Raw genomic sequence first — 20,792 nt, forward strand, 5'->3', positions numbered from 1 at the left:
TGAGGAGCGCATGTTGCCCAACGTCATCGTTTTGATCGCCGCCTTGGTTTCGGCCGCCGTCCAGGCCGATGAGACCATCCGCCTGGAAGAGATGGTCGTCCACGCTGAGGAAGCGCTGCCGCTATACGGCAGCGGTGCCAACCTGGGGACCGCTTTGGAGGGGACGCCGGGCATCGCCAATCAGTCCTTCGGGCCCAACGTGGGACGGCCGGTCATCCGCGGCCAGGGAGGCAACCGGGTGCGGCTGCTGCAGGACGGCCTGGGCGCCGGGGATCTGTCCGCCCTCAGCCCCGACCACGCCGTCGCCATCGATCCCCTCTTGGCGGGCCGCGTCGGGCTGCTGCGCGGTCCCGCCGCCCTGGCCTACGGCAGCGGGCTGCTGGGAGGCGCCGTCAACGTGGACGACGGCAGGATTCCGCAAACCCTGCCGGAAAAGCCCCTGAGCGGTGGCGCCCGCTACGGTTACACCTCCCCCGACGATGCCCACGGTGGGGCGGTGCGCCTCGATGCCGGCGCCGGCTCCTTGGGAGTGCATCTGGACGGTTCCCGGCGCCACAGCGGTGACCTGCGCACCGGACGCGGCGTGCTGGACCATACCGGCAGCGACCGCCGCAGCGGCGGCGCCGGCCTGTCCTGGATCGGGGAGAGCGGTTTTCTGGGAGGCTCGGTCAGCCGCCTGGAGAACCACTACGGAGTGCCCAGCTTCGAGGCCGTCCCCCTCGACATCGACCTGACCCGCACCCGGCATCAGCTGCGCGCCGCCTGGTATGGCCCTGCCGCCGGGGTGGAGGCCCTGGATCTGGCCTTTGCCCACAACGACTACCGCCACGTGGAAATCGAATCCGGCCAGCGCGGCAGCCGCTGGACCCGGCGCAGCTACGAAGGCCGGGTGGTGCTGCGCCATCTGCCGGTGGCCGGGATGGCCGGTCAGGTGGGGTTCCACAGCCGCCACGGCAAGGTGGCCGCCATCGGGGAGGAGGCCATCGTGCCCCGCACCAAGACCGCCAGCTAAGCCGGCTTTGTGGTGGAGCGCTGGGAGAAGGGGCCGTTTGCCGCCGGCGGCGCGCTGCGGCTGGAATGGCAGCGGCTCCAGGCCCAGGGCCGTGCCCCCCGGCGGGATTTCCTCCCCAGTGGCGCCCTGGAGGCGGTTTGGCGGCCTGATGACAACCAAAGCCTCTCCCTGGCCTACACCGCCACCGCCCGCGCCCCCTCGCCCGAGGAGCGCTATGCCTTCGGCGTCCATGCCGCCACCCAGCGTTTCGAGATCGGTGCGCCCGGTCTGAAGCCGGAGCGTTCCCACCAACTGGAACTGGGTTACCGTTTCCGCAGCGCCCGGCTCGAGGCGGACCTCACCCTGTTCCACCACTGGGTACGGGATTACGTTTTCTTCCGCGCCACCGGCGGTTCCGATCCGGAGTCGGGGTTGCCGGTCTTCGCCGCCGCCCAGGAGGATGCGGTGTTCCGGGGGCTCGAGGCCAGCGTCCGGCTCAACCTGCTGGCCCTTGACCAGGGCGATCTGGATCTGACCCTGTTCGGCGACCGGGTCCGGGGACGGCTGTCCCAAGGTGGGGACGTGCCCCGGATGCCGCCGCTGCGCTACGGTATGGAACTGGGCCTCTACCGCGCTGACGGCAGCCTCGCCCTGCGCCTGACCCGGGCCGAGGCCCAGGACCACCCGGGCCGTCTCGAAGTGCCCACTCCCGCTTATCTGAGACTGGACGTGGGCGGCGAGTACCGTCTGGCGCTGGGGGAGGGCCGCGGTCTGACCCTGTTCGCCCGGGGCACCAACCTGCTGGACCAGACCATCCGCAGCGCCACCTCCCCCCTGCGCACCATCGCCCCGGAAGCGGGCCGCGGGGCGGAGGCGGGATTCCGCCTGGAATTTTAGCGGTGGATTAGACCGGTCTGACGAGGTTGGATAGAATCCACCAATTGGACCCGACCAACCTTTGCCAGCAGGATTGAAGCCACCAATGGACGAGAACTACCGCCCCCACGCCATCGAGGAAAAGGTTCAACGGCTCTGGGAAGAAACCCGCGCCTTCGAGGTCACCGAGGACCCAAGCAAGGAGAAGTTCTACTGCCTGTCGATGTTCCCGTATCCCTCCGGGCGGCTGCACATGGGCCACGTGCGCAACTACTCCATCGGCGACGCCATCGCCCGCTATCAGCGCATGCTGGGCAAGAACGTGCTCCAGCCCATGGGCTGGGACGCCTTCGGCCTGCCGGCGGAGAACGCCGCCGCCAAGCACGGCATCCATCCGGCCAAGTGGACCTACGAGAACATCGAATACATGAAGGGGCAGCTCAAGCGTCTCGGGTTCGCCTACGACTGGAAACGCGAGATCGCCACCTGCGATCCCGGCTATTACAAATGGGAACAGTGGTTCTTCACCCGGCTGTTCGACAAGGGCCTGGCCTACCGCAAGATGGCCACGGTCAACTGGGACCCGGTGGACCAGACCGTGCTCGCCAACGAGCAGGTCATCGACGGCCGCGGCTGGCGCTCCGGGGCACCGGTGGAACGGCGCGAGATCCCCCAGTGGTTCCTCAAGATCACCGCTTACGCCGAAGAGCTGCTCCAGGATCTGGACCAGCTGGAAGGCTGGCCCGAGCGGGTCAAAACCATGCAGCGCAACTGGATCGGCAAGTCCGTCGGGGTGGAGATGCAGTTCCCCCTGGAGGGCGGTGATGAGTCCATCACCATCTTCACCACCCGTCCGGATACCGTCATGGGGGTGACCTACCTGGCCCTGTCCCCGGAGCATCCGCTGGCCCTGAAGGCGGCCGAGACCCATCCCGAGCTCAAGGCCTTCATCGAGGCATGCAAGAAGAGCGCCGTGGCCGAGGCCGATCTGGCCACCATGGAGAAGAAGGGCTGTCCCACGGGGCTTTACGCCGTTCATCCCATCCGCGGCGACAAGGTGCCGGTGTGGGTCGCCAACTTCGTGCTGATGGAATACGGCTCCGGGGCGGTCATGGCGGTGCCGGCCCACGACCAGCGCGACTGGGAGTTCGCCAAAAAATACGGTCTGCCGATCAAGCAGGTGATCGCCCCCAAACCCGGCAGCGATGTCGAATGCGATCTGGAACAAGGCGCTTTCACCGCAAAGGGCGTGCTGATCGACTCCGGTCCCTTCACCGGCCTGACCTCGGAGGAAGCCTTCGAGGCCGTCGCCCGCTGGCTGGAGAGTCACGGATACGGGCACCGGAAGGTCCAGTACCGCCTGCGGGACTGGGGGGTGTCGCGCCAGCGCTACTGGGGGGCGCCGATTCCCATCCTGTATCTGGAGGACGGCACCCCGATTCCGGTGCCTGAAGACCAGCTGCCGGTGGCGCTGCCGCTGGATGTAACCCTAGACGGGGTCCACTCGCCCCTCAAGACCGACCCGAACTTTTACGAGGTCACCCTGCCGGACGGGCGCAGGGCCAAGCGGGAAACCGACACCTTCGACACCTTCATGGAATCGTCCTGGTATTTCACCCGCTTCACCTGCCCCGACTACGCCGCCGGCATGGTGGACAAGGAAAAGGCCGACTACTGGCTGCCGGTGGACCAGTACGTGGGCGGCATCGAACACGCCATCCTCCATCTGCTCTACGCCCGTTTCTACCACAAGCTGATGCGCGACCACGGCCTGGTGAGCTGCGACGAGCCCTTCAGGAACCTGCTCACCCAGGGGATGGTGCTCAAGGACGGGGCCAAGATGTCCAAGTCCAAGGGCAACGTGGTCGATCCCGAGGAACTGATCGGGAAATACGGCGCCGATACCGTGCGCCTGTTCATCCTCTTCGCCGCTCCGCCGGAACAGTCGCTGGAGTGGTCCGACAGCGGCGTGGAAGGGGCGTTCCGCTTCCTCAAGCGCCTGTGGCGCCAGGTGGCGGCCTTCGTCAACGGGGCGGGGGATGTGGCGGCGCTCGACAAGGCGGCCCTGACCCCGGCCCAGAAGGAACTGCGGCGCCAGATCCACCAGACCATTGCCAAGGTGAGCGACGCCATGAACCGGCGCTACACCTTCAACACCGCCATCGCCGCCAACATGGAGCTGCTCAACGCCCTGGCCAAATTCGAGGACGACAGCCCCCAGGGGCGGGCCGTCAAGCGCGAGGGACTGGAGGCCATCGTCCTGATGCTCGCCCCCATCGTCCCCCACATCTGCCACGAACTGTGGCAGGCCCTGGGGCACGAGGACATGGTCATCGACGCTCCCTGGCCCAAAGTGGACGAAAGCGCCCTGGTGCAGGACACCATCGAGTTGGTGGTCCAGGTAAACGGCAAGCTGCGGGGCAGGATCCAGATGCCCGCCGACGCCGACAGGGAAGCCGTCGAAAAGGCGGCGCTGGCCGAACCCAACGTGCAGCGCTTCATCGAAGGCAGGACGGTGCGTAAAATCATCGTGGTGCCGGGGCGGCTGGTGAATGTGGTAGTGGGATGAGCGTCGGGGTGCGGTTGCTGCCGGAACAGATCGAGGCCATCCGCCGCGTGGTGCGGGAGGTGGCCGGTGAGCGGGCCCGGGTGTTCCTGTTCGGCAGCCGCACCGATCCTGAGGCCCGGGGCGGTGACATCGACCTGCTGGTGCAGCTGGACCGTCCCCTGGACGAGGCCGCCCGCTTTCGTCTCAAGCTCGAGCTTTTGGCGCGCCTGTACCGGGAACTGGGCGAGCGCAAGATCGACCTGGTGATCGTCGCCGACCGGCCGCAGACCGATTTCGAGCGCCAAGTGATTCGTGAGGCGGTGCCACTGTGAAAGATGACCATGCCCGCTTTCAGCTCTATGCCCAGGAATGCCAACGCCATTTGCAGCTGCTGCAGCGCAACATAGAACGTTTGGCTCCCCATCTGCCGCTGACGGCGGAGACGGTGGCGACCCTGGTCGAAACCGACGAGGGCTTGTGGATTCTCGACCAGATTGCTTACCGCTACCTCAAGTTGCAGGACACCTTGGGCAAACTGGTGCGCGCCTTTTTCGCCCTCAAGGGGGAAGCCGTGGAACGGATGACGATGATCGATTTGATCAACCTGGCGGAAAAGCTGGGTTATCCTGTGGACGAAGCGCTGTGGATGCGCCTGCGTGCCTTGCGTAACGAAATCACGCACGAGTATCCCGGCAGCCATGGCGAAGTTGCCGAGGCGGTGAATAAATTGGTGCAGTTTTTGCCGACGCTGCAGGCACTTCTGGTGAAACTGCAGCAGGCCGCATGAGCCGCCACGTCTGCCTGGTGTCCGATCAGGCGGTCCCCAACATCACCCCGGTGCTGGATCCGGACACCCGCCCCGCTGCGGTCACGCTGGTGGTGGCGCCGGAAATGGAACGGCAGGCACGCTGGCTCAAAAAGGTGCTGCGCGAGGCCTGCGGTGTTCCAGTGGAGCGGTGGCCGGTGGCCGATGCCTGGGATGCGGAGCATCTGCTGGGGCGTTTCATGGAATTGCTGGAGGCCCATGACGACCTGATCCTCAACGCCACCTGCGGCACCCGTCCCATGAGCATCGCCGCCTTCGAAGCCTTCCGCGCTTACGAGCGGCCGGTCTTCTACGTCCATCCCTTCACCGACGAGCTGTTCTGGCTCCACCCCCACGACCGTCCCCGCCATCAGCTGGCCGACCGCATCAAGCTGCGCCATTTTCTCCTGGCCTGCGGGGCCGAGATCAAGGCCAGTGCCGACATCCGCATTCCGCCGGCCTACCGGGAACTGACCGCCTACCTGGTGCTCAGGGTCGAAGACTTTGCCGGCGCCCTGCGGGTGCTCAACTGGTATGCCGCCAGTGCGCGGGAGACGCTCGAATCCGAGCCGATCCGTTCCGAATACCTGCACCGCCCCGAGTTCCTGGAACTGCTGAACCGCTTCCAGGCCGTCGACGCGCTGCGGATTCGCCACGGCCGCCTGGTGTTTCCCGATGAAAACGCCCGCTTCTTCGTCAACGGCGGCTGGCTCGAAGAACACGTCTTCAGCCAGGTGCAGCAGCTGCGCCGGCGGCTGCCGCTGATCCAGGACCTGGCCCGCAACCTGCTGATCGCCCGCGACACCGGCCACGGCGAGGTGGAGAACGAGCTCGACGTGGTGTTTCTGGCCAACAACCACCTCTACCTGATCGAGTGCAAGACCCGCCATTTCCATCCCGAGGAGGCCGACGAGAACGGTCCCGGCGCCGAGGCCATCTACAAGCTCGATACCCTCAAGGAAGTCCTCGGCGGTCTCCACGGCCGGGGCATCCTGGTGTCCTACCTGCCGCTGGCGGAACCGGACCGGCGCCGGGCCGCCGATCTGGGCATCCGCGTCTGCGAGGGGCGTCAGATCCAGGATCTGCCCCACATTTTCCGCGAGTGGATCATCTAAGACGCCCGCAGCGGAGATAAAGCGGATTGAGCCAGCGCAGGTAGGCCTTGACCAGGACCGCGCCCGCCAGCGGCAGCGCGGCCCGCAGGAGAAAGCGGCGGACGTTCTGGTAGCCGTTCAGGGGGGTGCGGGCAATCCGCTTGATTCGTCGGACGAAGGCGGCGATCTCCGGCGCTCTGGCGCAACCCAGCCGCCAGCCGAGCCAGTCGAGGATCACGATGACTGCAATCCCCGCGATGGCGCTGACCGGAATGCTGGCCGCGGCGATCCAGTCGCGCAGGGGGATCCACGCCCACGCCAGCGTCAGTGCCGGTGCGCCGAGGGCGGGAACGAGCATGCGCTTGTCCAGCAGCAGAATCTTGCCGACGTTGTGGCGTCCGATCCGCAGCAGTTTCAGGAGACGGGGGGAGGGGGCGCGCAGCCCGGGTTGAATCTGCAGAAAGGGCCAGGCGCCCGGTTGGGACCCGTTTTGCCCAAACCGGTGCGGGATTTCCGCGTTGGCGATTTGGTAACCGTCGCACATCAGTGCGCAGGCCTCGGTGTCGTGGAAGGCGTCAAGATCGGTGCGGATTTCCGCCAGACAGGCCTGGACTCCGGGGGCGACGCCGAACGCCTCGGTCGTCGGCGGGGACACCCGCTCGGGATACGGCTCGCCGTTCCAGTTGATCCAGGCAATCTCCCGTTTTCCCAACCCCTTGCGCAGATGCAGGAACGCGACCCGGTCGCGCCCGTGGACTTCGATCAGCCGGTGCAGGCTTTCGTAACGCACCTGGTCCTGCAGCACGCTGCCGCTGCGGGCCAGCACACCGAGCCGTCCGGTTTCCGGGCAGGGCTCGAAATCCAGCTGTCCGGAAGCGTCACTGACGATGAAGCGGGTGCAGGCTTCCGCCAGCAGCGCGTCGATTCCCTGATTGTCGTGGACGCCGCCATCGACCAGAGAGACGCAGATGGGATCCTCGCCGTCGCGGTAAAGCCCCTCGATGACGACGGGCGGAAAGACCCCCGGCACGGCGGCCGAGGCAGCGACCGCCTTCGCCAGCGGAAAGTCCCGCAGCCGCGGATCGGCGGCCTGGAAATAATCGAAGGGGCGGCGCAGCCGGACCGGAACGCTGTCGATCTCGTCGAAACAGGTCCGCCCGTGTTGATAGGAGACCGGCTCCCCCATGGTCCGGGCGGTGAACTGCCAGTCCCGGCCGGTGTTGAGGCTGGTGGCGTTGAGGATCAACACCGGCACTTTGTGGCGGCGGCTGTCGTTGTTGCGATAGGGATGGAAACCGGGCTCTCCGGGTGGGAAGATGCGCAGTTCCCGCATCGTCACCGGCGTCTCCCTGCCCAGGGCCGGACGGTACAGCAGCTGGTCGTACACCTCGGCGATGCGGTCGCTGAGGGAGTAGTCGCGCCGGTACAGGCGCCAGTTGGCCCGGAGGTCCGCCAGGGCCAGCAGGCGGATATTCTTCTGGGCGGCCGCGCGAAACTGTTCGCTGAGCGTGTGGACCAGATCGACATAATCGGCATCGGTGATCTCGGTATCCTTCCTGCTCTCCAGGAGGCGTTTGAGATGGATGTAGTACAGCGCGGCGATGATGGCGCCGCCGGAGACCGCGCTGATGGTTTCGATGCGGGGCAGCAGGCCGCATTCGGCCAGTTGCGCCAAGACCCCCAGATGAAAGAAGGAAGCCCGCAGACCGCCGCCGGAAAGCGCCAGTCCCAGTTTGTCGGTGCTCATCTACCGTTCTCCTCTTGATCGTTTCGGTTTGTGGATTGTGCCCATGGTTTGCTTTCGAAAGCAAATAACCGGTTGGCGCCGGGGGCGATTTGGGCTAACCTTTACAGCTGTCTTCCCTGCAGCGCCACGAAAACCGGGTGTTCGCCCTTCACACCGCCAACCGCACCGAGGACCTGTTCCGCCAGCTGGTCGTGGTCCTGGAGCACTACGAATACGGGCCGTTCGACCCGATTCACTTTCTGATCCAGGGCCGGGGCATGGAGCGCTGGCTGCAGATGCAGCTGGCCTGTCAGTGGGGGGCCGCCGCCCGGATCTGTTTCGACTTCCCCCAGCGCTTTTTCGCCGAGCTGGCCCAGCGCCTGGGGCTGCGCCTCAACGACGCCGCCTTCGAGCGCAGCCGTCTGGGCTGGCTCATCGACGCCCTGCTGGCGCGGGATGAATTCCAGCGCGACCCGCTGCTCGAACGCTACCTGGCCGGTCCCGGCCCGCGCCTGCGCCGTTTCCAGCTCGCCCGTCAGCTGGCCCAGCTGTTCGACCAGTACCAGATCCAGCGCCGTGACTGGCTGGCGGCCTGGGCTCGGGGGGAGGCGAGCGGCGAGAAGGGCATGGATCCCGCCATGGAGCGCTGGCAGGCGAACCTGTGGCGCCTGCTCTACGCCCGCCTGGGCGGCCACCGCGGGGAGCTGTGGCAAGCCCTGCTCGACGCCCTGAAGCGGCCGCCTGCGGCCGTCGCCTTTCCGCCTTCCGTCCATCTTTTCGGCATCAGTTTTCTGCCGCCCTTGATGATAGAGGTGCTGGCGGCGCTTGCCGACCACAGCGACGTGCACCTGTATCTGCTCACCCCCACCGAGGGTTACTGGGCCGATCTGCCTGGCAAGCGCCGCCAGGCCCTGGAGCGGATCGAAGGGGAGGCGCTCCCCGGCCACCATCCGCTGCTGGTGGCGCTGGGCCGCCGCGGGGCCCAGTTCCAACGCCTGACCCTCGACTGCCTGGAGCCGGCGCTGGAGTCCAGCTGTTTCTTCCGCCACAGCTCCCCGGCGACCCTGTTGCAGCACCTCCAGAACGACCTGGCCGACGGGCAGCTGTCGGCCCCGCCCGGGAAATTGCCCGTGGGGATGGAACTGCACCGCTGCCACACCCCCTTGCGGGAGGTGGAGGTGGCGCGCGACCGCATCCTCGCCGCCCTGGCCGGCGACCCCTCGCTGCGCTTGGAGGAGATCGCGGTGATGGCGCCTGACATCGGCGTCTATCAGGCGTATCTGGAGGCTGTCTTCGCCGATCTGCCCCATCACATCGCCGACCGCAGCCTGGGACAGCGCAACCCCCTGCTGGAAGTGCTGGCCGAGGCCCTGGGGCTGCTGGCCGGCCGTTTCGAATGGGAGGCGGTGCTGGAACTGCTGGGCCGGCCGCCGGTGCGGGAGCGCTTCGGCCTCAGCGCCGCCCAGCTGCCGGTGCTGGAAAACTGGGTGCGCGGTTGCGCCATCCGCTGGGGCCTGGACGGCGCGCAGCGCCAGGCTCTGGGGCTGCCCGCGGAAGAGTACAACAGCTGGCGCCTGGGGGTGGACCGGATGCTGCTGGGGTGGATGGCGGATCTGGATGCCGAATGGCACGACGTGGTGCCGTTCCCGGAAGTGGAAGGGCAGGCCGGCGAGGCGCTGTTGCGGCTGGCCGATTTCGTCCAGACCCTACAGCGCTGGTGGCGGCGCTGGCAGACGCCGCGGACGCTGGCTGAATGGGGGGAGCAGCTGTTCGCGTTCAGCCACGAGCTGTTGGCCGACACCCCGGAAACCTGCGCCGCCCGCCAGGCGCTGGCGGACCTGCTCGACACCCTGCCGCCGGCCGAGGACTATCCCCAGGCCGTGGATCTGACGGTGATGCTGGACTGGCTGCGCTCCCGGGTGGAGGAATCGGTCAGCGACGATTTTCTCAGCGGCGGCGTCACCTGCTGCACCCTGCTGCCGATGCGGGTGGTGCCGTTCCGTCTCACCGTCATCCTGGGACTGGACGACGGCACTTTCCCGCGCCGCGAGGTCCAGCCTGCCTTCGACCTCATCGCCGCCCACCCCCGCCTGGGGGACCGGGACGTGCGCCTGGAACAGCGCTATCAGTTCCTGGAAGTGCTGCTCTCCACCCGCGAGCGCCTGGTCCTGACCTGTCAGGGGCTGACGCCGGAGAAGAACGAGGTCCGTCCGCCCGCCCAGGTGGTGGTGGAGCTGGGCGACGTTCTCAGCCGTTACGGTATCGAGGAACAGGACTGGATTTTCGACCATCCTTCCCATCCTTTCCACCCGGATTACTTCCGCCCCGAAAGCGCTTTTTCCGTCCCCGATCCGGCCCGCTATCCCGTCGCCCGCGCCCTGTTGACGGCGGGGGAGGCCGCAGCCCTGTGGCCGGCCGATTTCGCGCTGGACGAGCCGGCGCCGGTCCGGATCGAAGTGGCCGACCTGCTCGATTTCCACCGCGACCCCCAGGACTGGTTCTGCCGCCAGCGTCTGCAACTGGCGGCGCTGAGCCGCGACCGGCTGCCCGATCCGCGCGAGCCTTTCGAGGTGGATGGCCTGGAAAGCTGGCGCATGCGCTGCCGCATCCTGGCGGCATTGGCGGCGGGCGAGGCGATTGCGCCGCTGTTGCGTCAGGCCCAGCTGGCCGGGGAATGGCCCCAGGGGGAGGCCGGCCGCCAGTGTTTCGCCCGCGAGCAGGCCGTGGCCGAGCAGCTCCATCGCAAGGCGGAGGATCTGCGCCGGGAGCTGGGGGCTGTGTGCGATGCCGGTTGGCGCCAGTGGGAACTGGCCGGGGTGACGCTCGAAGGCCGGGTCGATCACCTGCACGAAGGCGGACTGCTGATCGTGGAGGCGGGCAAGCTGAAGGGCAAATACCTGTTCGACGCCTGGCTGCGCCATCTGCTGGCCCAGTCGCTGGGACCGTGGCCCACCTGGCTGGTGGCGCTGGAGGACGACAACAAGCGCAAGGCGGAGAAGATCAAGGTCTGTCGTTTCGATCCGGTTCCCGACTGGGAAGCGCGCCTGAGCGTGTGGGTGCGCCACTTCCGCGATCACTGGAACCGGCCCTCGCCTTGGGTGCCGCAGTGGGGTTGCCACTGGCTGCGCCGCGCCGCCAGGGGCGACGAAGCGCCATCGGAGCGCTGGTGGCAGATCACCGCCAAAGCCGAGCCGCCCCCCGCCTTCGTGCTCCTGTTCGGCCGCACGGGGGCCGGGGCGGTGGCGGCGCAAGCCTGCCGGCTCTATCCGGAACTGCTGGGCGGGGTGGCAGATGCAATCCCTTGATCTCTACGGCGCGGATTTCGCGCGCGGGGTCCATCTGATCGAGGCTTCCGCCGGCACCGGTAAGACCTATTCCATCGCTCAGCTGGTGGCGCGCTTCGTGGTGGCCGAGGGGATCAGCGTCGAGGAGATCGGCGTGGTCACCTTCACCAAGGCGGCGACGGCGGAACTGCGTCAGCGCATCCAGCAGCGCCTGTGCCAGGTGCGCGACGCCCTGCAGGGCGCCGATCCCAAAGACGACGCCCTGCGGCAGTGGCTGGCCGGCCTGGAGGACCCCGATCAGGCCTGCCGCCGGGTGGAGGCGGAGCTGCTTCGCCTCGATCTGATGCCGATCCAGACCATCCACAGCTTCTGCCAGCACGCCCTGCGCCAGCAGGCCCTGGAGGCCGGTGAGCTCCTGGGCCAGGCCCTGCTGGAGGACGACCGTCCCTTCAACCAGGCCATCGTCGATGACTATTGGCGCCAGTGCCTGCGGCAGCTGACCCCCGCCCAGTGGCGGGCCGTGCTTCAGCGCACCGCCTCGCCGGACCGACTGCTGGAATGCATCGCCCGCTGGCAGCCGCCCGTGACCTTCGTGCCGGAAGTGCCGTGGCCGGAGGACGCGCCCGTCGCTGTCACCCCCGGAGCCTGGCAGGCGTTCCGCGGCTGGATGGACGATCTGTGCGCAAAAGGCTGTTTCAACAAGCCTGTCCGGCTGTGGTGGGCCGGGCTGCGGGACGAGGCAAAGCGCCCGCAGCAGCTGGGCGGGGCGAAGCTGCGGGCCGATTTGGCGGAATTTCTCGAAGCCCATCTCAGCAAGCGCAAGGTCAAACCGCCGCGGCTGACGTCCCTGCCGGATTACGCCGCCCACGAACCGGTGCTCCTAGCGCTGGCCGAGCTCGGCCGCCGGCAGACGCTGCTGGGCGTCGCCTGGCTGCAGCGGGCCTGGCGCCATTGGCAGGAACAATACGAGAAGCGGCTGCGTGAACAGGGGCTTCTGACCCACGACTGGGTGGTCAGGCGGCTGGCGGATGTGGTGGCGGCGGCGCCCATCGAGGCCCTGAGCCGGCGTTTCCAGGTGTTCCTCATCGACGAGTTCCAGGACACCGACCGCCATCAGTGGCGCATCTTCTCCAGCCTGTTCGGCGCCGGCCGGCACTGGCTGTTCCTGATCGGCGATCCCAAGCAGTCCATCTACCGCTTTCGCGGCGCCGATCTCGACACCTATTTCCAGGCCGCCGCCGGCGCCACCGAACGCTGGTATCTGGACACCAACTACCGCTCCCATCCCGATCTGGTGGCGGCGGTCAACGAGGTGTTCGCCGACTGCGATGGCGCCGATCCGGAACGACGCCCCTTCTATCATCCGCTGCTGCATTACCCTGAAGTGAAAGCCGGACGCAGCGCCGCGGATCTGGCCCTGAACCGGGAGGGCGGGGCGCCGTTGGTCTGGCAGGCGTTCGAGGCCGACGGCGGCGGCCCGTACCGCTACACCAACAAGGACGATACGGTGGCACAGCTGGCTCGCCACGTCGCCGCCGACGTGGTCGAGCTGCTGCAGCAGGCCCGCCTGGTGGAGAAAGGCCGCGCCCGCCGGCTGCGTCCCGGCGACATCGCGGTGCTGGTGCGCGACAACGAGGAGGCCCGCATCGTCCGTGACGCCCTGCGCGACAGCCGGGTGCCGGCGGTGTTGATCGACCGCCGCTCGGTGTTCGTCACCGATACCGCCGAACAGCTCTACCGTCTCCTGGAGACGCTGTGGGAGGGGGTGGCGTGGCGCCGGGTCAAGCGGGTGCTGGCGGACGGCTGGTTCGGGCTGGACGCAGGCGGGCTGACCGAGCTGGAACGGGATGAGGGCGCCGCCTCGGCCTATCTGGAGGCCTTCGCCGAGGCGGCGGCGCGCTGGCGCGAGGACAGCCTGCTGGCCGCCTTAGAGGCCTTGTTCCGGCGCTTCGGAGTATGGGAGGCCATCGCCCGCCGGCGCGACGGCCTGCGTACTCTGGCGGATCTGCGCCACCTGCTGGAGATGCTGCAGGAAGAGGCCTCACGGCGCCAGCTGGGGCCCCAGGCGCTGCTGGGGTGGTACCGCCGCCGTCTCGACCGTCCCGCCGGCGAGGCCGAGCAGCTGCGCCTGGAGAGCGACGACGACGCGGTGGAGCTGGTCACCATGCACAGCGCCAAGGGGTTGGAGTATCCGGTGGTGCTGTGTTTCGACCTGTGGGCGCCGGAAAGCGACAGCAAACACGACCCCACCGTGGTCGGCGACGCCAGCGGCAGCCGGGTGGTGTTCCAGATCGACGGGGACGCCTTCGCCGCCGCCCATCAGGAGCGCCTCACCGCCGAGCGCCAGGAAGCCCTGCGCATCGCCTACGTGGCCCTGACCCGGGCCAAGGCGGGCTGCTGGGTCTACCTGCTGGAGCGGGAAAACGGTCCCTGGTCCGCCCTGCGCCACCTGCTCACCTACCGCGGGGAACCGGATCCCTTCCTTGAGGCCCGCCGCCTGGCCCGCGAATTTCCCCGCTGTTTCCAGTACCGGCGCCGTCCCTGGCGGCTCGATGCCGCGCCGCGCTGGCGTCCCCAGGCGGACCGGCCCCGGCTGGTGGCGCCTGAACCACCGGCGCGCGACCTGAGCGCCGAAGCCCTGCGCCTGACCAGCTACTCCGCCCTGGTGCGGGGGCGGGATCACGGGGCCGTCACCGACTGGCTTGAACGCCTGCTCGAGGAGGGGCTGGCCGAACCCCGCCAGCAGCTGCCCCGGGGGGTGGCCTTCGGCAACCTGCTGCACTGGCTGCTGGAAAAGGTGCCCTTCCGGGAGCTGGCGGCCGGCAGGATCGATCCGGCCCTGTGGACGGCGGCGCAGCGCTGGAGCGGGGTGGGGGAGATGCTGGAACCGGATGAGGTGCTGCCGCTGCTGCAGGGAGCGGTCACCACCCCACTGCCGCCGTTCAGCCTGGCCGATGTGCCGCCCGAACGCCGGCTGCACGAGCTGGAATTCTTCCTCCCCCTCCGGCGTCTGGAGGCCGGCCCCATCAACCGCCTGCTGAAAGGTCAGCCTTGGTACCACCCCCTGCGTTTCGCCCCCGTCAGCGGTTTTCTGCGCGGTTTCATCGATCTGGTGGCGGAATGCGACGGCCGTTTCTACGTGATCGACTACAAGTCCAACGAGCTGGCGGCCTACGACGAGGCGACGCTGGCGGAGGCGATGCGCAGCCACGACTACGGTCTCCAGGCGCTGCTCTACGCCCTGGCGCTGCACCGTTATCTCAAGACCCGGCTGCGGGACTACGACTACCGCCGCCACTTCGGCGGGGTGCGCTACCTGTTCCTGCGCGGCATGGACGGCACGCCGGGAAGGGGAGTGTACGGATTTGTCCCCGCGCCGGATTGGATCGACACCCTGGAGGCGATGCTGACGCCATGAGCGAGGAACTTCATCCCCACGCCCCGACCCTGGCCGATTTCTTCCACCGCCGCCTGGGATTGGCAGACAGCGACGGCGAGCTGGTCCGGCTGCTCAGCGACCTGCTCCAGGCCCAGGCTGCCGGCCACGTCTGCCTGACCCTGTGCCGGCGCCACCATCCCATCCTCCGCCGCTTTCCGGAGTTGTACCGGCCGGCGGGCAGGGCGCCTTTGGTGCTGGAAGACGGGCGGCTCTACTTCCAGCGCCTGTGGGGTTACGAACAGGCATTGGCGGCGGGGATAAGGCGGCTGCTGAGCGCCGCGCCCCTGCCGCTGGACCGGGACAGACTCGAGCGGCTCAGCGAAGCGGCTGCCTTGGACGACTCCCAGGCCGCGGCGGTGGCCGGGGCGGCGCGCCAGCGTTTCGCCATCATCACCGGCGGCCCCGGCACCGGCAAGACCACCACGGTGCTGCAGCTCATCGCCCTGCGCCTGTGGCAGCAGCCGGCGCTCCAGGTGGCCCTGGCGGCGCCCACCGGCAAGGCGGCGCAAAGGCTGGCCGAAACCCTCCGCGGCCGCAGCCAGGCCCTGCCGGTGCCGGAAGCGGTGAAGGCGGCCCTTCCCGCCGAGGTCAAGACCCTGCACCGCCTCCTCGGCGCCCGCCCCGACACCGCCCGCATCCGCTATCATGCCGACCATCCGCTGCCTTACGATCTGGTGGTGGTGGACGAGGCCTCAATGGTGGATCTGGCGCTGATGAGCAAACTGGTCCAGGCCCTGCCGCCGGCGGGTGCCCTGGTGCTGCTCGGCGACCGCGACCAGCTCGCCTCGGTGGAAGCCGGCAGCGTCCTGGCCGATCTGTGCGACGGGGCGCCGGATCACACCTGGCGCCTGCGCCATGCCCACCGTTTCCAGCAGCGCCTGGCGGAACTTGCGGGGGCGGTGAACGCAGGGGATTTCGAGCGCGTGAGTGCGTTGCTCGGGGACGACTGGCTGCCTCTCAAGGGCGACGACGGGCTGTGGCGGGCGGTCGAGGACGGTTACAGGGGCTACTGGGAGGCGGTCGCCGCGGGGCGACCGGCGGCGGAAATCCACGCCGCCTTCCGCCGCTTCCAGATTCTTTGCGCTCACCGCCGCGGCCCCCTGGGAGCGGAGCACCTCAACGACGAACTGGAACGGCGCTGGCGCAGGCGGGGGTGGATCCGGGGCGGGGCCTATTATCCCGGCCGCGCGCTGATGATTCTGGAGAACGCGCCCGATCTGGACCTTTTCAACGGCGACATCGGCATCTGCCTAGGGGACGGGCAAGTCTGGTTCGAGGACGACCGGCGGCTGAGTCCGGCGCGGCTGCCGGCGCACCAGACCGTGTTCGCCATGACGGTGCACAAATCCCAGGGCTCCGAATTCGACTGCGTCCTGCTGGTGCTGCCGACCCAGCCCTCCGAAGTGCTCAGCCGCGAACTGGTCTACACCGCCTTCACCCGCGCCAAGGTGGCGGTCCGGTGCTGGTCGCCCCCGGAGGTGCTGCGCCACGCCATCGCCCGGACCACCCGGCGCAGCGGGGGGTTGCGGGACAAGTTGCTCGCCCGGGGGCAGCGCCTTTGAATCAGAACAGCAACCCGTAAACCACCAGAAAATAGATCACTAGGCTGAGCAGGTCCTGGATGATGGTGGCGATGGGGCCGCTGCCGTAGGCGGGATCCTTGCCCAGGCGGGCCAGCAGCCAGGGGAACAGCAGGCCGATAGTGGTGGCCACGCTACTGGCGAAGATCAGAGACAGAGCCAGCGCCAGCGCCAGGGAGGCGCTGAAGGCGAGCCAGATGAACGGGAATACCAGCAGCGCCAGCGTCAGGCCCAGGAGCATGCCGGTCTGCAACTCCCCCCACCATAGTTTCCCAAGGGAAGCGCGGCTGAAGCTCAGACCCCGCACCGCGATGGCTTCCGACTGGGTGCCGATGGCGTCGGCCAGATACACCAGGCCGGGAATGAAGAAGGCCACTTCCACGTCGCGGCGCAGGACGTCTTCGAAGCCGGCCATCACCGCCGTGGCGATCATGCTGCCGAAGGTGCCTACCAACAGCCAAGGCAGGCGATGGGGCAGGCGCCGGAACGGCTGGCCCTCGATGGCCGAGACCGCCTGTTCGGAATTCTCCCGGATGCCGGTGAAGCGCTTCAGGGCCTCGCCATAGCGGTCGTGCATCCGGCCCAGCAGGATTTCGGCCGGCAGCAGACCGGCAAGCCGCCCCTCTTCATCGACCACGGCCAGCACGGCGGCGCCGGTCTTTCCGGCCTGGGCGACGGCTTCGGAAAGGGGTGTATCCGGGCTTACCGTCGGCGCCGGCACCATCAGTTCCTGCAGCGGCTGTTCCTCCGCAGCGGCGACCAGCCGCCCTGCCGGGACCAGGCCCAGAAAGCGGCCGACGTCGTCCACCACTGGCAGAAAGGCCGGCGCCGTCTCGCCGAGCCGCTCCCGGACCTGGGCGGCGGTGTCCTGTGGGTGAGCCGACAGCGTACCTCCTCCTCTTTGGGGCTAGGTTTCCAGTCTAAACCTAATTACCACGGTTTATAAAGGGAATTATGGGGAATTCCGCCGCCCGTCCCGTCAGAGTGGTTTTCCCTGCGGTAATCTGAAAAAATAACGCGGATGGATGCCATGCCGTTGAAACTACTCGTCATCGCCGCCGTCTGCCTGCTGACCGCCTGCCAGCCCCAGCCCTGGCGCACCACCGACGTCAGCGGCAGGCTGCCCGATCTCGATTTCACCCTCGTCGATACCCGGGGCCATGTGCGCCGCGGGGCCGATTTCCGCGGCAAGGTGACGCTGCTGTTCACTGGGTTCACCCACTGCCCGGCGCTGTGCCCGGCGACCCTGGCGCGGCTGGCGACAGTGCTGGAAAGCCTCGAGGCTGACCCGAAGGCGGTGCAGGTCCTGTTCGTCAGTCTCGATCCCGAACGCGACACCCCCGAGGTATTGGCGGCATACGTGCGCCGCTTCGGCCCCTGGTTCGTCGGCCTTACCGGTGACAGGGATCAACTCGATGCTTTAACCAAGCGCTATTTCCTCGGTTACCGCAAGGAAAGGGAAGGGCGGGACTACGACGTGATCCACAGCGATATCATCCTGATCTTCGACCGCCAGGGACGCGCCCGGCTGCTGGCCCGCAGTAAGACGCCGCTGGAAGATCTGCAGGCCGATCTCGAACGCCTGCTGGCTGAATAGCAAGGAAAGCCCCCGATGAACCCCAGACTCGATCTCCTGCAACCCTATCCGTTCGAGAAGCTCGCCCGCCTCAAGGCCGGCGTCGAGCCGCCGGCGGACAAGCCCCACATCGCCCTGTCCATCGGCGAGCCCCAGGACCCGCCGCCACATTTCCTCGCCGAAGCCGTCATCGCCCATCTCCACGGCCTGGCGAAATACCCCACCACCCCGGGCATGCCGCAGCTGCGCGAGGCCATCGCCGCCTGGCTGCAGCGGCGTTTCGATTTGGCGGCAGTCGATCCCGAACGCCAGGTGTTGCCGGTAAACGGCACCCGCGAGGCCCTGTTCTCCTTCGCCCAGGCGCTCATCGACCCAGCCGACAGGCCCCTGGTGTTGATGCCCAATCCCTTCTATCAGATCTACGAAGGGGCGGCGCTGCTGGCCGGTGCCGAGCCCTGCTATCTCAACGCCACCGCCGCGACCGGTTTCCTGCCGGATTTCGACGCCGTCCCGGAGGCGGTGTGGCGCCGCTGCCGCCTGCTGTATCTGTGTTCGCCCTCCAATCCCACCGGCCGGGTCATCGGCCTGGAGACGCTCAAGGGCCTGGTCGAAAAGGCCCAGCGTTACGATTTCGTCATTGCCGGGGACGAGTGCTACAGCGAGCTTCACGACGGCAACCCGCCGCCGGGCCTGCTCCAGGCAGCCGCCGAACTGGGCCTGGACGATTACCGCCGCTGCGTGGTGTTCCACAGCCTGTCCAAGCGTTCCAGCGCCCCGGGGCTGCGTTCCGGTTTTGTCGCCGGCGATGCGGCGCTGCTCGAACGCTACTTCCTCTACCGCACCTACCACGGCTGCGCCATGCCCCTGCCGGCCCAGCATGCCAGCATCGCCGCCTGGAACGACGAGGCGCACGTGGCCCGCAACCGCGCCGCCTACCGGGAGCGCTTCGCGGCGGCGGCGGAAATCCTCGCCGGGGCGGCCGAGGTTCAGGTGCCGCCGGCGGCGTTCTATTTCTGGCTCAAGGTGCCGGGGGACGATGCCGAGTTCGCCCGCCGCCTCTATGCCCGGGAAAATGTCACCGTGCTGCCCGGCAGCTTCCTGGCGCGCGAGGCCAGCGGCGTCAATCCCGGGCGCGGTTACGTGCGCATCGCCTGGGTGCACCCGCTGGCGGTGTGCGTCGAGGCGGCGCAGCGCATCCGCCGCGCTCTGTGCGATTGAGGGTTGCAGACGGGGGAGCGCGATTTCCCGACGGCAGAGCGGGTCGAAACGGCGGTCGCCGCCCTAGCCGGTCCCGGTTGGGGGGTGATCGACGATTTCCTGCCGTCGTCCCTGTGGCAGGCTCTGGCCGATTCGGCGCAACGCCGTCTGGCCGCCGGCGAGTTCCGCGCCGCCAGTATCGGCCGGGGCGGCCGAGTGCAAACGGTGATCCGCGGCGACACCATCCGCTGGCTGGAGGCCGGTGATGCGGATGCTGCCGAGCGCGACTTTTTTACCCTCGTCGAGCGCCTGCGCCAGGCCATCAACCGGCGGTTGTGGCTTGGCCTGCTCGACTTTGAGTGTCATTACGCCCGCTATCCCGCCGGGGCCCGTTACCGGCGTCATCTCGACCGTCCCCATCGGCGGACCGAGCGCACCGTCACCCTCGTTTGCTATCTCAATGCCGGCTGGCGTGCCGAGGAGGGCGGCGCGCTGCGCCTCTACCTGGATGAAGACCGCAGCGTGGAGGTGTTGCCCCAGGGCGGCCGGGCGGTGGTGTTCCTGAGCGAGCGCTTCGAACACGAAGTGCTGCCGGCCCGGCGCCCCCGCCTGGCGTTGACGGGCTGGTACCGGCAGCGTCTCCACGGTGGCCGGGTGATCTAGACAGGCGTACGCTGGCCCGTGCGGATCGCGGCGACGATGGCGTTCAGGGCCCGGCAGTTGCCGCGGGCGTCGTCCAGGGACAGGGCGGGGGGCGCGTCGGTCAGGATGCAGTGGGAGAAGTGCTCGATCTCCAGCCGGAAGTGATCGGCGGTGGGCAGCCACTCCTCGTGCAGCCGGCCGTCGCCGGTCCACCAGCTCAGCAGCGGGATGTCGCCGGGTTTGGCCCAGACGTTGTGGCACTTGAGGCCGCCTTCGGTGCCGATGATCTCGTATTCGGCCCGGCGGGCGCGCTCGAAGCCGAAGTCGAAGGTGGCAAAGCGCCCGTCGCCGAAGTCCAGGGCGCCGGCCACCGAGGTGTCGGCGCCGTGCTCGTTGAACTTGGCCATGGCCACCGCGGCCTCCGGTTCGTGATCGTAGAAGAAGCGGCAGCAGTGGACCGCGTAGCAGCCGATGTCCCACAGGGCGCCGCCGCCCTGTTCCAGAGGGCGGGAGATGCGGTACAGCCGCGCCGGGGTCATGGGAAAGGAGAAGGTGGCGCGCACGCTGCGGATCGTTCCCAGATGACCGGCCTCGATGATGTTCCACACCCGTCGGTGTTGGGGATGGAAGCGGTACATGAAGCCTTCCATGACCTTGAGATTGCGTTCCCTGGCGGCGGCCTCGATGCGGTCGATGTCCTCCAGCTGCAGGGCCATGGGTTTTTCCACCAGCACGTGCTTACCGTGTTCCAGTACCTTCGGGGCCCATTCGCCGTGCTCCTCGTTGGCCAGGGGCAGATAAACCGCCTCGACCTTCGGGTCGTCCAGCAGCGCCTGGGGATCGTCGTAGGCGGTGACGTTTTCCTGGCCGCACTCGGCCAGCAGTTGCGCCGCCGCCCCGGGCCGGCGGCTGGCGACGGCGACCAGTTCGGTGTTGCCGGCGGCGACGATGGCCGGCAGCATCACCTTGCTCATGCGGGCGGCGCCGAGAATGCCCCAGCGGACTTTGCGGGTGGTGTTCATGGTCGAAAGCCT

General features: G+C 68.1%; 15 protein-coding genes. 12 read left to right on the forward strand and 3 right to left on the reverse strand.

The features are described 5' to 3' along the window. The first annotated feature begins 10 nt into the window (after positions 1-10). The 6 genes from MCIT9_RS05280 (at position 11) to MCIT9_RS05305 (ending at position 6,335) form a co-directional block, all read left to right on the forward strand. Complete coding sequence (locus MCIT9_RS05280) at positions 11-1,012, forward strand: TonB-dependent receptor plug domain-containing protein (protein ID WP_317706364.1); 1,002 nt, start codon at positions 11-13, stop codon at positions 1,010-1,012. Between the two features lie 12 nt (positions 1,013-1,024). Next, positions 1,025-1,888 carry a TonB-dependent receptor gene (locus MCIT9_RS05285; protein WP_317706365.1) on the forward strand — a complete coding sequence of 288 codons (864 nt, stop codon included), beginning with the start codon at positions 1,025-1,027 and terminating at the stop codon, positions 1,886-1,888. An 85-nt stretch (positions 1,889-1,973) separates the two neighbouring features. After that, the gene (gene leuS, locus MCIT9_RS05290; protein WP_317706366.1) at positions 1,974-4,436 is read left to right on the forward strand and encodes a leucine--tRNA ligase; all 2,463 of its coding nucleotides are present in this window, start codon (positions 1,974-1,976) and stop codon (positions 4,434-4,436) included. Beyond that, a complete protein-coding gene (locus tag MCIT9_RS05295; protein WP_317706367.1) occupies positions 4,433-4,747 on the forward strand; it encodes a nucleotidyltransferase domain-containing protein in 315 nt (104 codons plus the stop codon). Before leuS ends, MCIT9_RS05295 begins: the two co-directional genes overlap by 4 nt. Then, positions 4,744-5,202 (forward strand): hypothetical protein, encoded by a 459-nt coding sequence (locus MCIT9_RS05300; RefSeq protein WP_317706368.1) that lies wholly within the window; start codon positions 4,744-4,746, stop codon positions 5,200-5,202. Before MCIT9_RS05295 ends, MCIT9_RS05300 begins: the two co-directional genes overlap by 4 nt. Beyond that, on the forward strand, positions 5,199-6,335 hold the full coding sequence (locus tag MCIT9_RS05305) for a Card1-like endonuclease domain-containing protein (protein ID WP_317706369.1): 1,137 nt from the start codon (positions 5,199-5,201) through the stop codon (positions 6,333-6,335). The genes MCIT9_RS05300 and MCIT9_RS05305 overlap by 4 nt, the downstream gene beginning before the upstream one ends. Here MCIT9_RS05305 and MCIT9_RS05310 read toward each other — a convergent pair. Next, positions 6,328-8,061 carry a patatin-like phospholipase family protein gene (locus tag MCIT9_RS05310; protein ID WP_317706370.1) on the reverse strand — a complete coding sequence of 578 codons (1,734 nt, stop codon included), beginning with the start codon at positions 8,059-8,061 and terminating at the stop codon, positions 6,328-6,330. The genes MCIT9_RS05305 and MCIT9_RS05310 overlap by 8 nt on opposite strands. A 137-nt stretch (positions 8,062-8,198) precedes the next feature. Between MCIT9_RS05310 and recC the strand changes: the two genes are divergently transcribed. Genes recC through recD form a run of 3 tightly spaced genes read left to right on the forward strand, consistent with a single transcriptional unit; the run spans position 8,199 to position 16,325 of the window. Beyond that, the gene (gene recC, locus MCIT9_RS05315; RefSeq protein ID WP_317706371.1) at positions 8,199-11,345 is read left to right on the forward strand and encodes an exodeoxyribonuclease V subunit gamma; all 3,147 of its coding nucleotides are present in this window, start codon (positions 8,199-8,201) and stop codon (positions 11,343-11,345) included. Then, complete coding sequence (locus MCIT9_RS05320) at positions 11,332-14,742, forward strand: UvrD-helicase domain-containing protein (protein ID WP_317706372.1); 3,411 nt, start codon at positions 11,332-11,334, stop codon at positions 14,740-14,742. The genes recC and MCIT9_RS05320 overlap by 14 nt, the downstream gene beginning before the upstream one ends. After that, on the forward strand, positions 14,739-16,325 hold the full coding sequence (gene recD, locus MCIT9_RS05325; RefSeq protein WP_317706373.1) for an exodeoxyribonuclease V subunit alpha: 1,587 nt from the start codon (positions 14,739-14,741) through the stop codon (positions 16,323-16,325). Before MCIT9_RS05320 ends, recD begins: the two co-directional genes overlap by 4 nt. Before the next feature lies 1 nt (position 16,326). Here the strand turns inward: recD and MCIT9_RS05330 are convergent, their stop codons facing one another. Further along, entirely contained in the window at positions 16,327-17,154 is an 828-nt protein-coding gene (locus MCIT9_RS05330; RefSeq protein WP_317706374.1) for a magnesium transporter, read from the reverse strand. 219 nt (positions 17,155-17,373) lie between these two features. Here MCIT9_RS05330 and MCIT9_RS05335 point away from each other — a divergent pair, with 219 nt between their 5' ends. Genes MCIT9_RS05335 through MCIT9_RS05345 form a run of 3 tightly spaced genes read left to right on the forward strand, consistent with a single transcriptional unit; the run spans position 17,374 to position 19,779 of the window. Beyond that, entirely contained in the window at positions 17,374-17,940 is a 567-nt protein-coding gene (locus tag MCIT9_RS05335; RefSeq protein ID WP_317706375.1) for an SCO family protein, read from the forward strand. A 15-nt stretch (positions 17,941-17,955) separates the two neighbouring features. Beyond that, positions 17,956-19,137, forward strand: a complete 1,182-nt coding sequence (gene dapC, locus MCIT9_RS05340; RefSeq protein ID WP_317706376.1) for a succinyldiaminopimelate transaminase — start codon at positions 17,956-17,958, stop codon at positions 19,135-19,137. A 3-nt stretch (positions 19,138-19,140) separates the two neighbouring features. Further along, complete coding sequence (locus MCIT9_RS05345; protein WP_317706377.1) at positions 19,141-19,779, forward strand: 2OG-Fe(II) oxygenase; 639 nt, start codon at positions 19,141-19,143, stop codon at positions 19,777-19,779. On the opposite strand, the gene MCIT9_RS05350 is transcribed toward MCIT9_RS05345, so the two are convergent. Continuing rightward, positions 19,776-20,780, reverse strand: a complete 1,005-nt coding sequence (locus MCIT9_RS05350) for a Gfo/Idh/MocA family protein (protein WP_317706378.1) — start codon at positions 20,778-20,780, stop codon at positions 19,776-19,778. The two genes, MCIT9_RS05345 and MCIT9_RS05350, sit on opposite strands and share 4 nt — an antisense overlap. Between the last annotated feature and the right edge of the window lie 12 nt (positions 20,781-20,792).

It is taken from the genome of Methylomarinovum caldicuralii, assembly GCF_033126985.1.
GTDB classification, from domain to species: domain Bacteria; phylum Pseudomonadota; class Gammaproteobacteria; order Methylococcales; family Methylothermaceae; genus Methylohalobius; species Methylohalobius caldicuralii.

What these genes read in the sequence shown, in the direction of transcription:
- MCIT9_RS05280 (WP_317706364.1), top strand. Translation starts at nt 11, where the DNA reads ATGTTGCCCAACGTCATCGTTTTGATCGCCGCCTTGGTTTCGGCCGCC.
- leuS (WP_317706366.1), top strand. Translation starts at nt 1,974, where the DNA reads ATGGACGAGAACTACCGCCCCCACGCCATCGAGGAAAAGGTTCAACGG.
- MCIT9_RS05295 (WP_317706367.1), top strand. Translation starts at nt 4,433, where the DNA reads ATGAGCGTCGGGGTGCGGTTGCTGCCGGAACAGATCGAGGCCATCCGC.
- MCIT9_RS05305 (WP_317706369.1), top strand. Translation starts at nt 5,199, where the DNA reads ATGAGCCGCCACGTCTGCCTGGTGTCCGATCAGGCGGTCCCCAACATC.
- MCIT9_RS05310 (WP_317706370.1), bottom strand. Translation starts at nt 8,061, where the DNA reads ATGAGCACCGACAAACTGGGACTGGCGCTTTCCGGCGGCGGTCTGCGG.
- MCIT9_RS05320 (WP_317706372.1), top strand. Translation starts at nt 11,332, where the DNA reads ATGCAATCCCTTGATCTCTACGGCGCGGATTTCGCGCGCGGGGTCCAT.
- recD (WP_317706373.1), top strand. Translation starts at nt 14,739, where the DNA reads ATGAGCGAGGAACTTCATCCCCACGCCCCGACCCTGGCCGATTTCTTC.
- MCIT9_RS05335 (WP_317706375.1), top strand. Translation starts at nt 17,374, where the DNA reads ATGCCGTTGAAACTACTCGTCATCGCCGCCGTCTGCCTGCTGACCGCC.
- dapC (WP_317706376.1), top strand. Translation starts at nt 17,956, where the DNA reads ATGAACCCCAGACTCGATCTCCTGCAACCCTATCCGTTCGAGAAGCTC.
- MCIT9_RS05350 (WP_317706378.1), bottom strand. Translation starts at nt 20,780, where the DNA reads ATGAACACCACCCGCAAAGTCCGCTGGGGCATTCTCGGCGCCGCCCGC.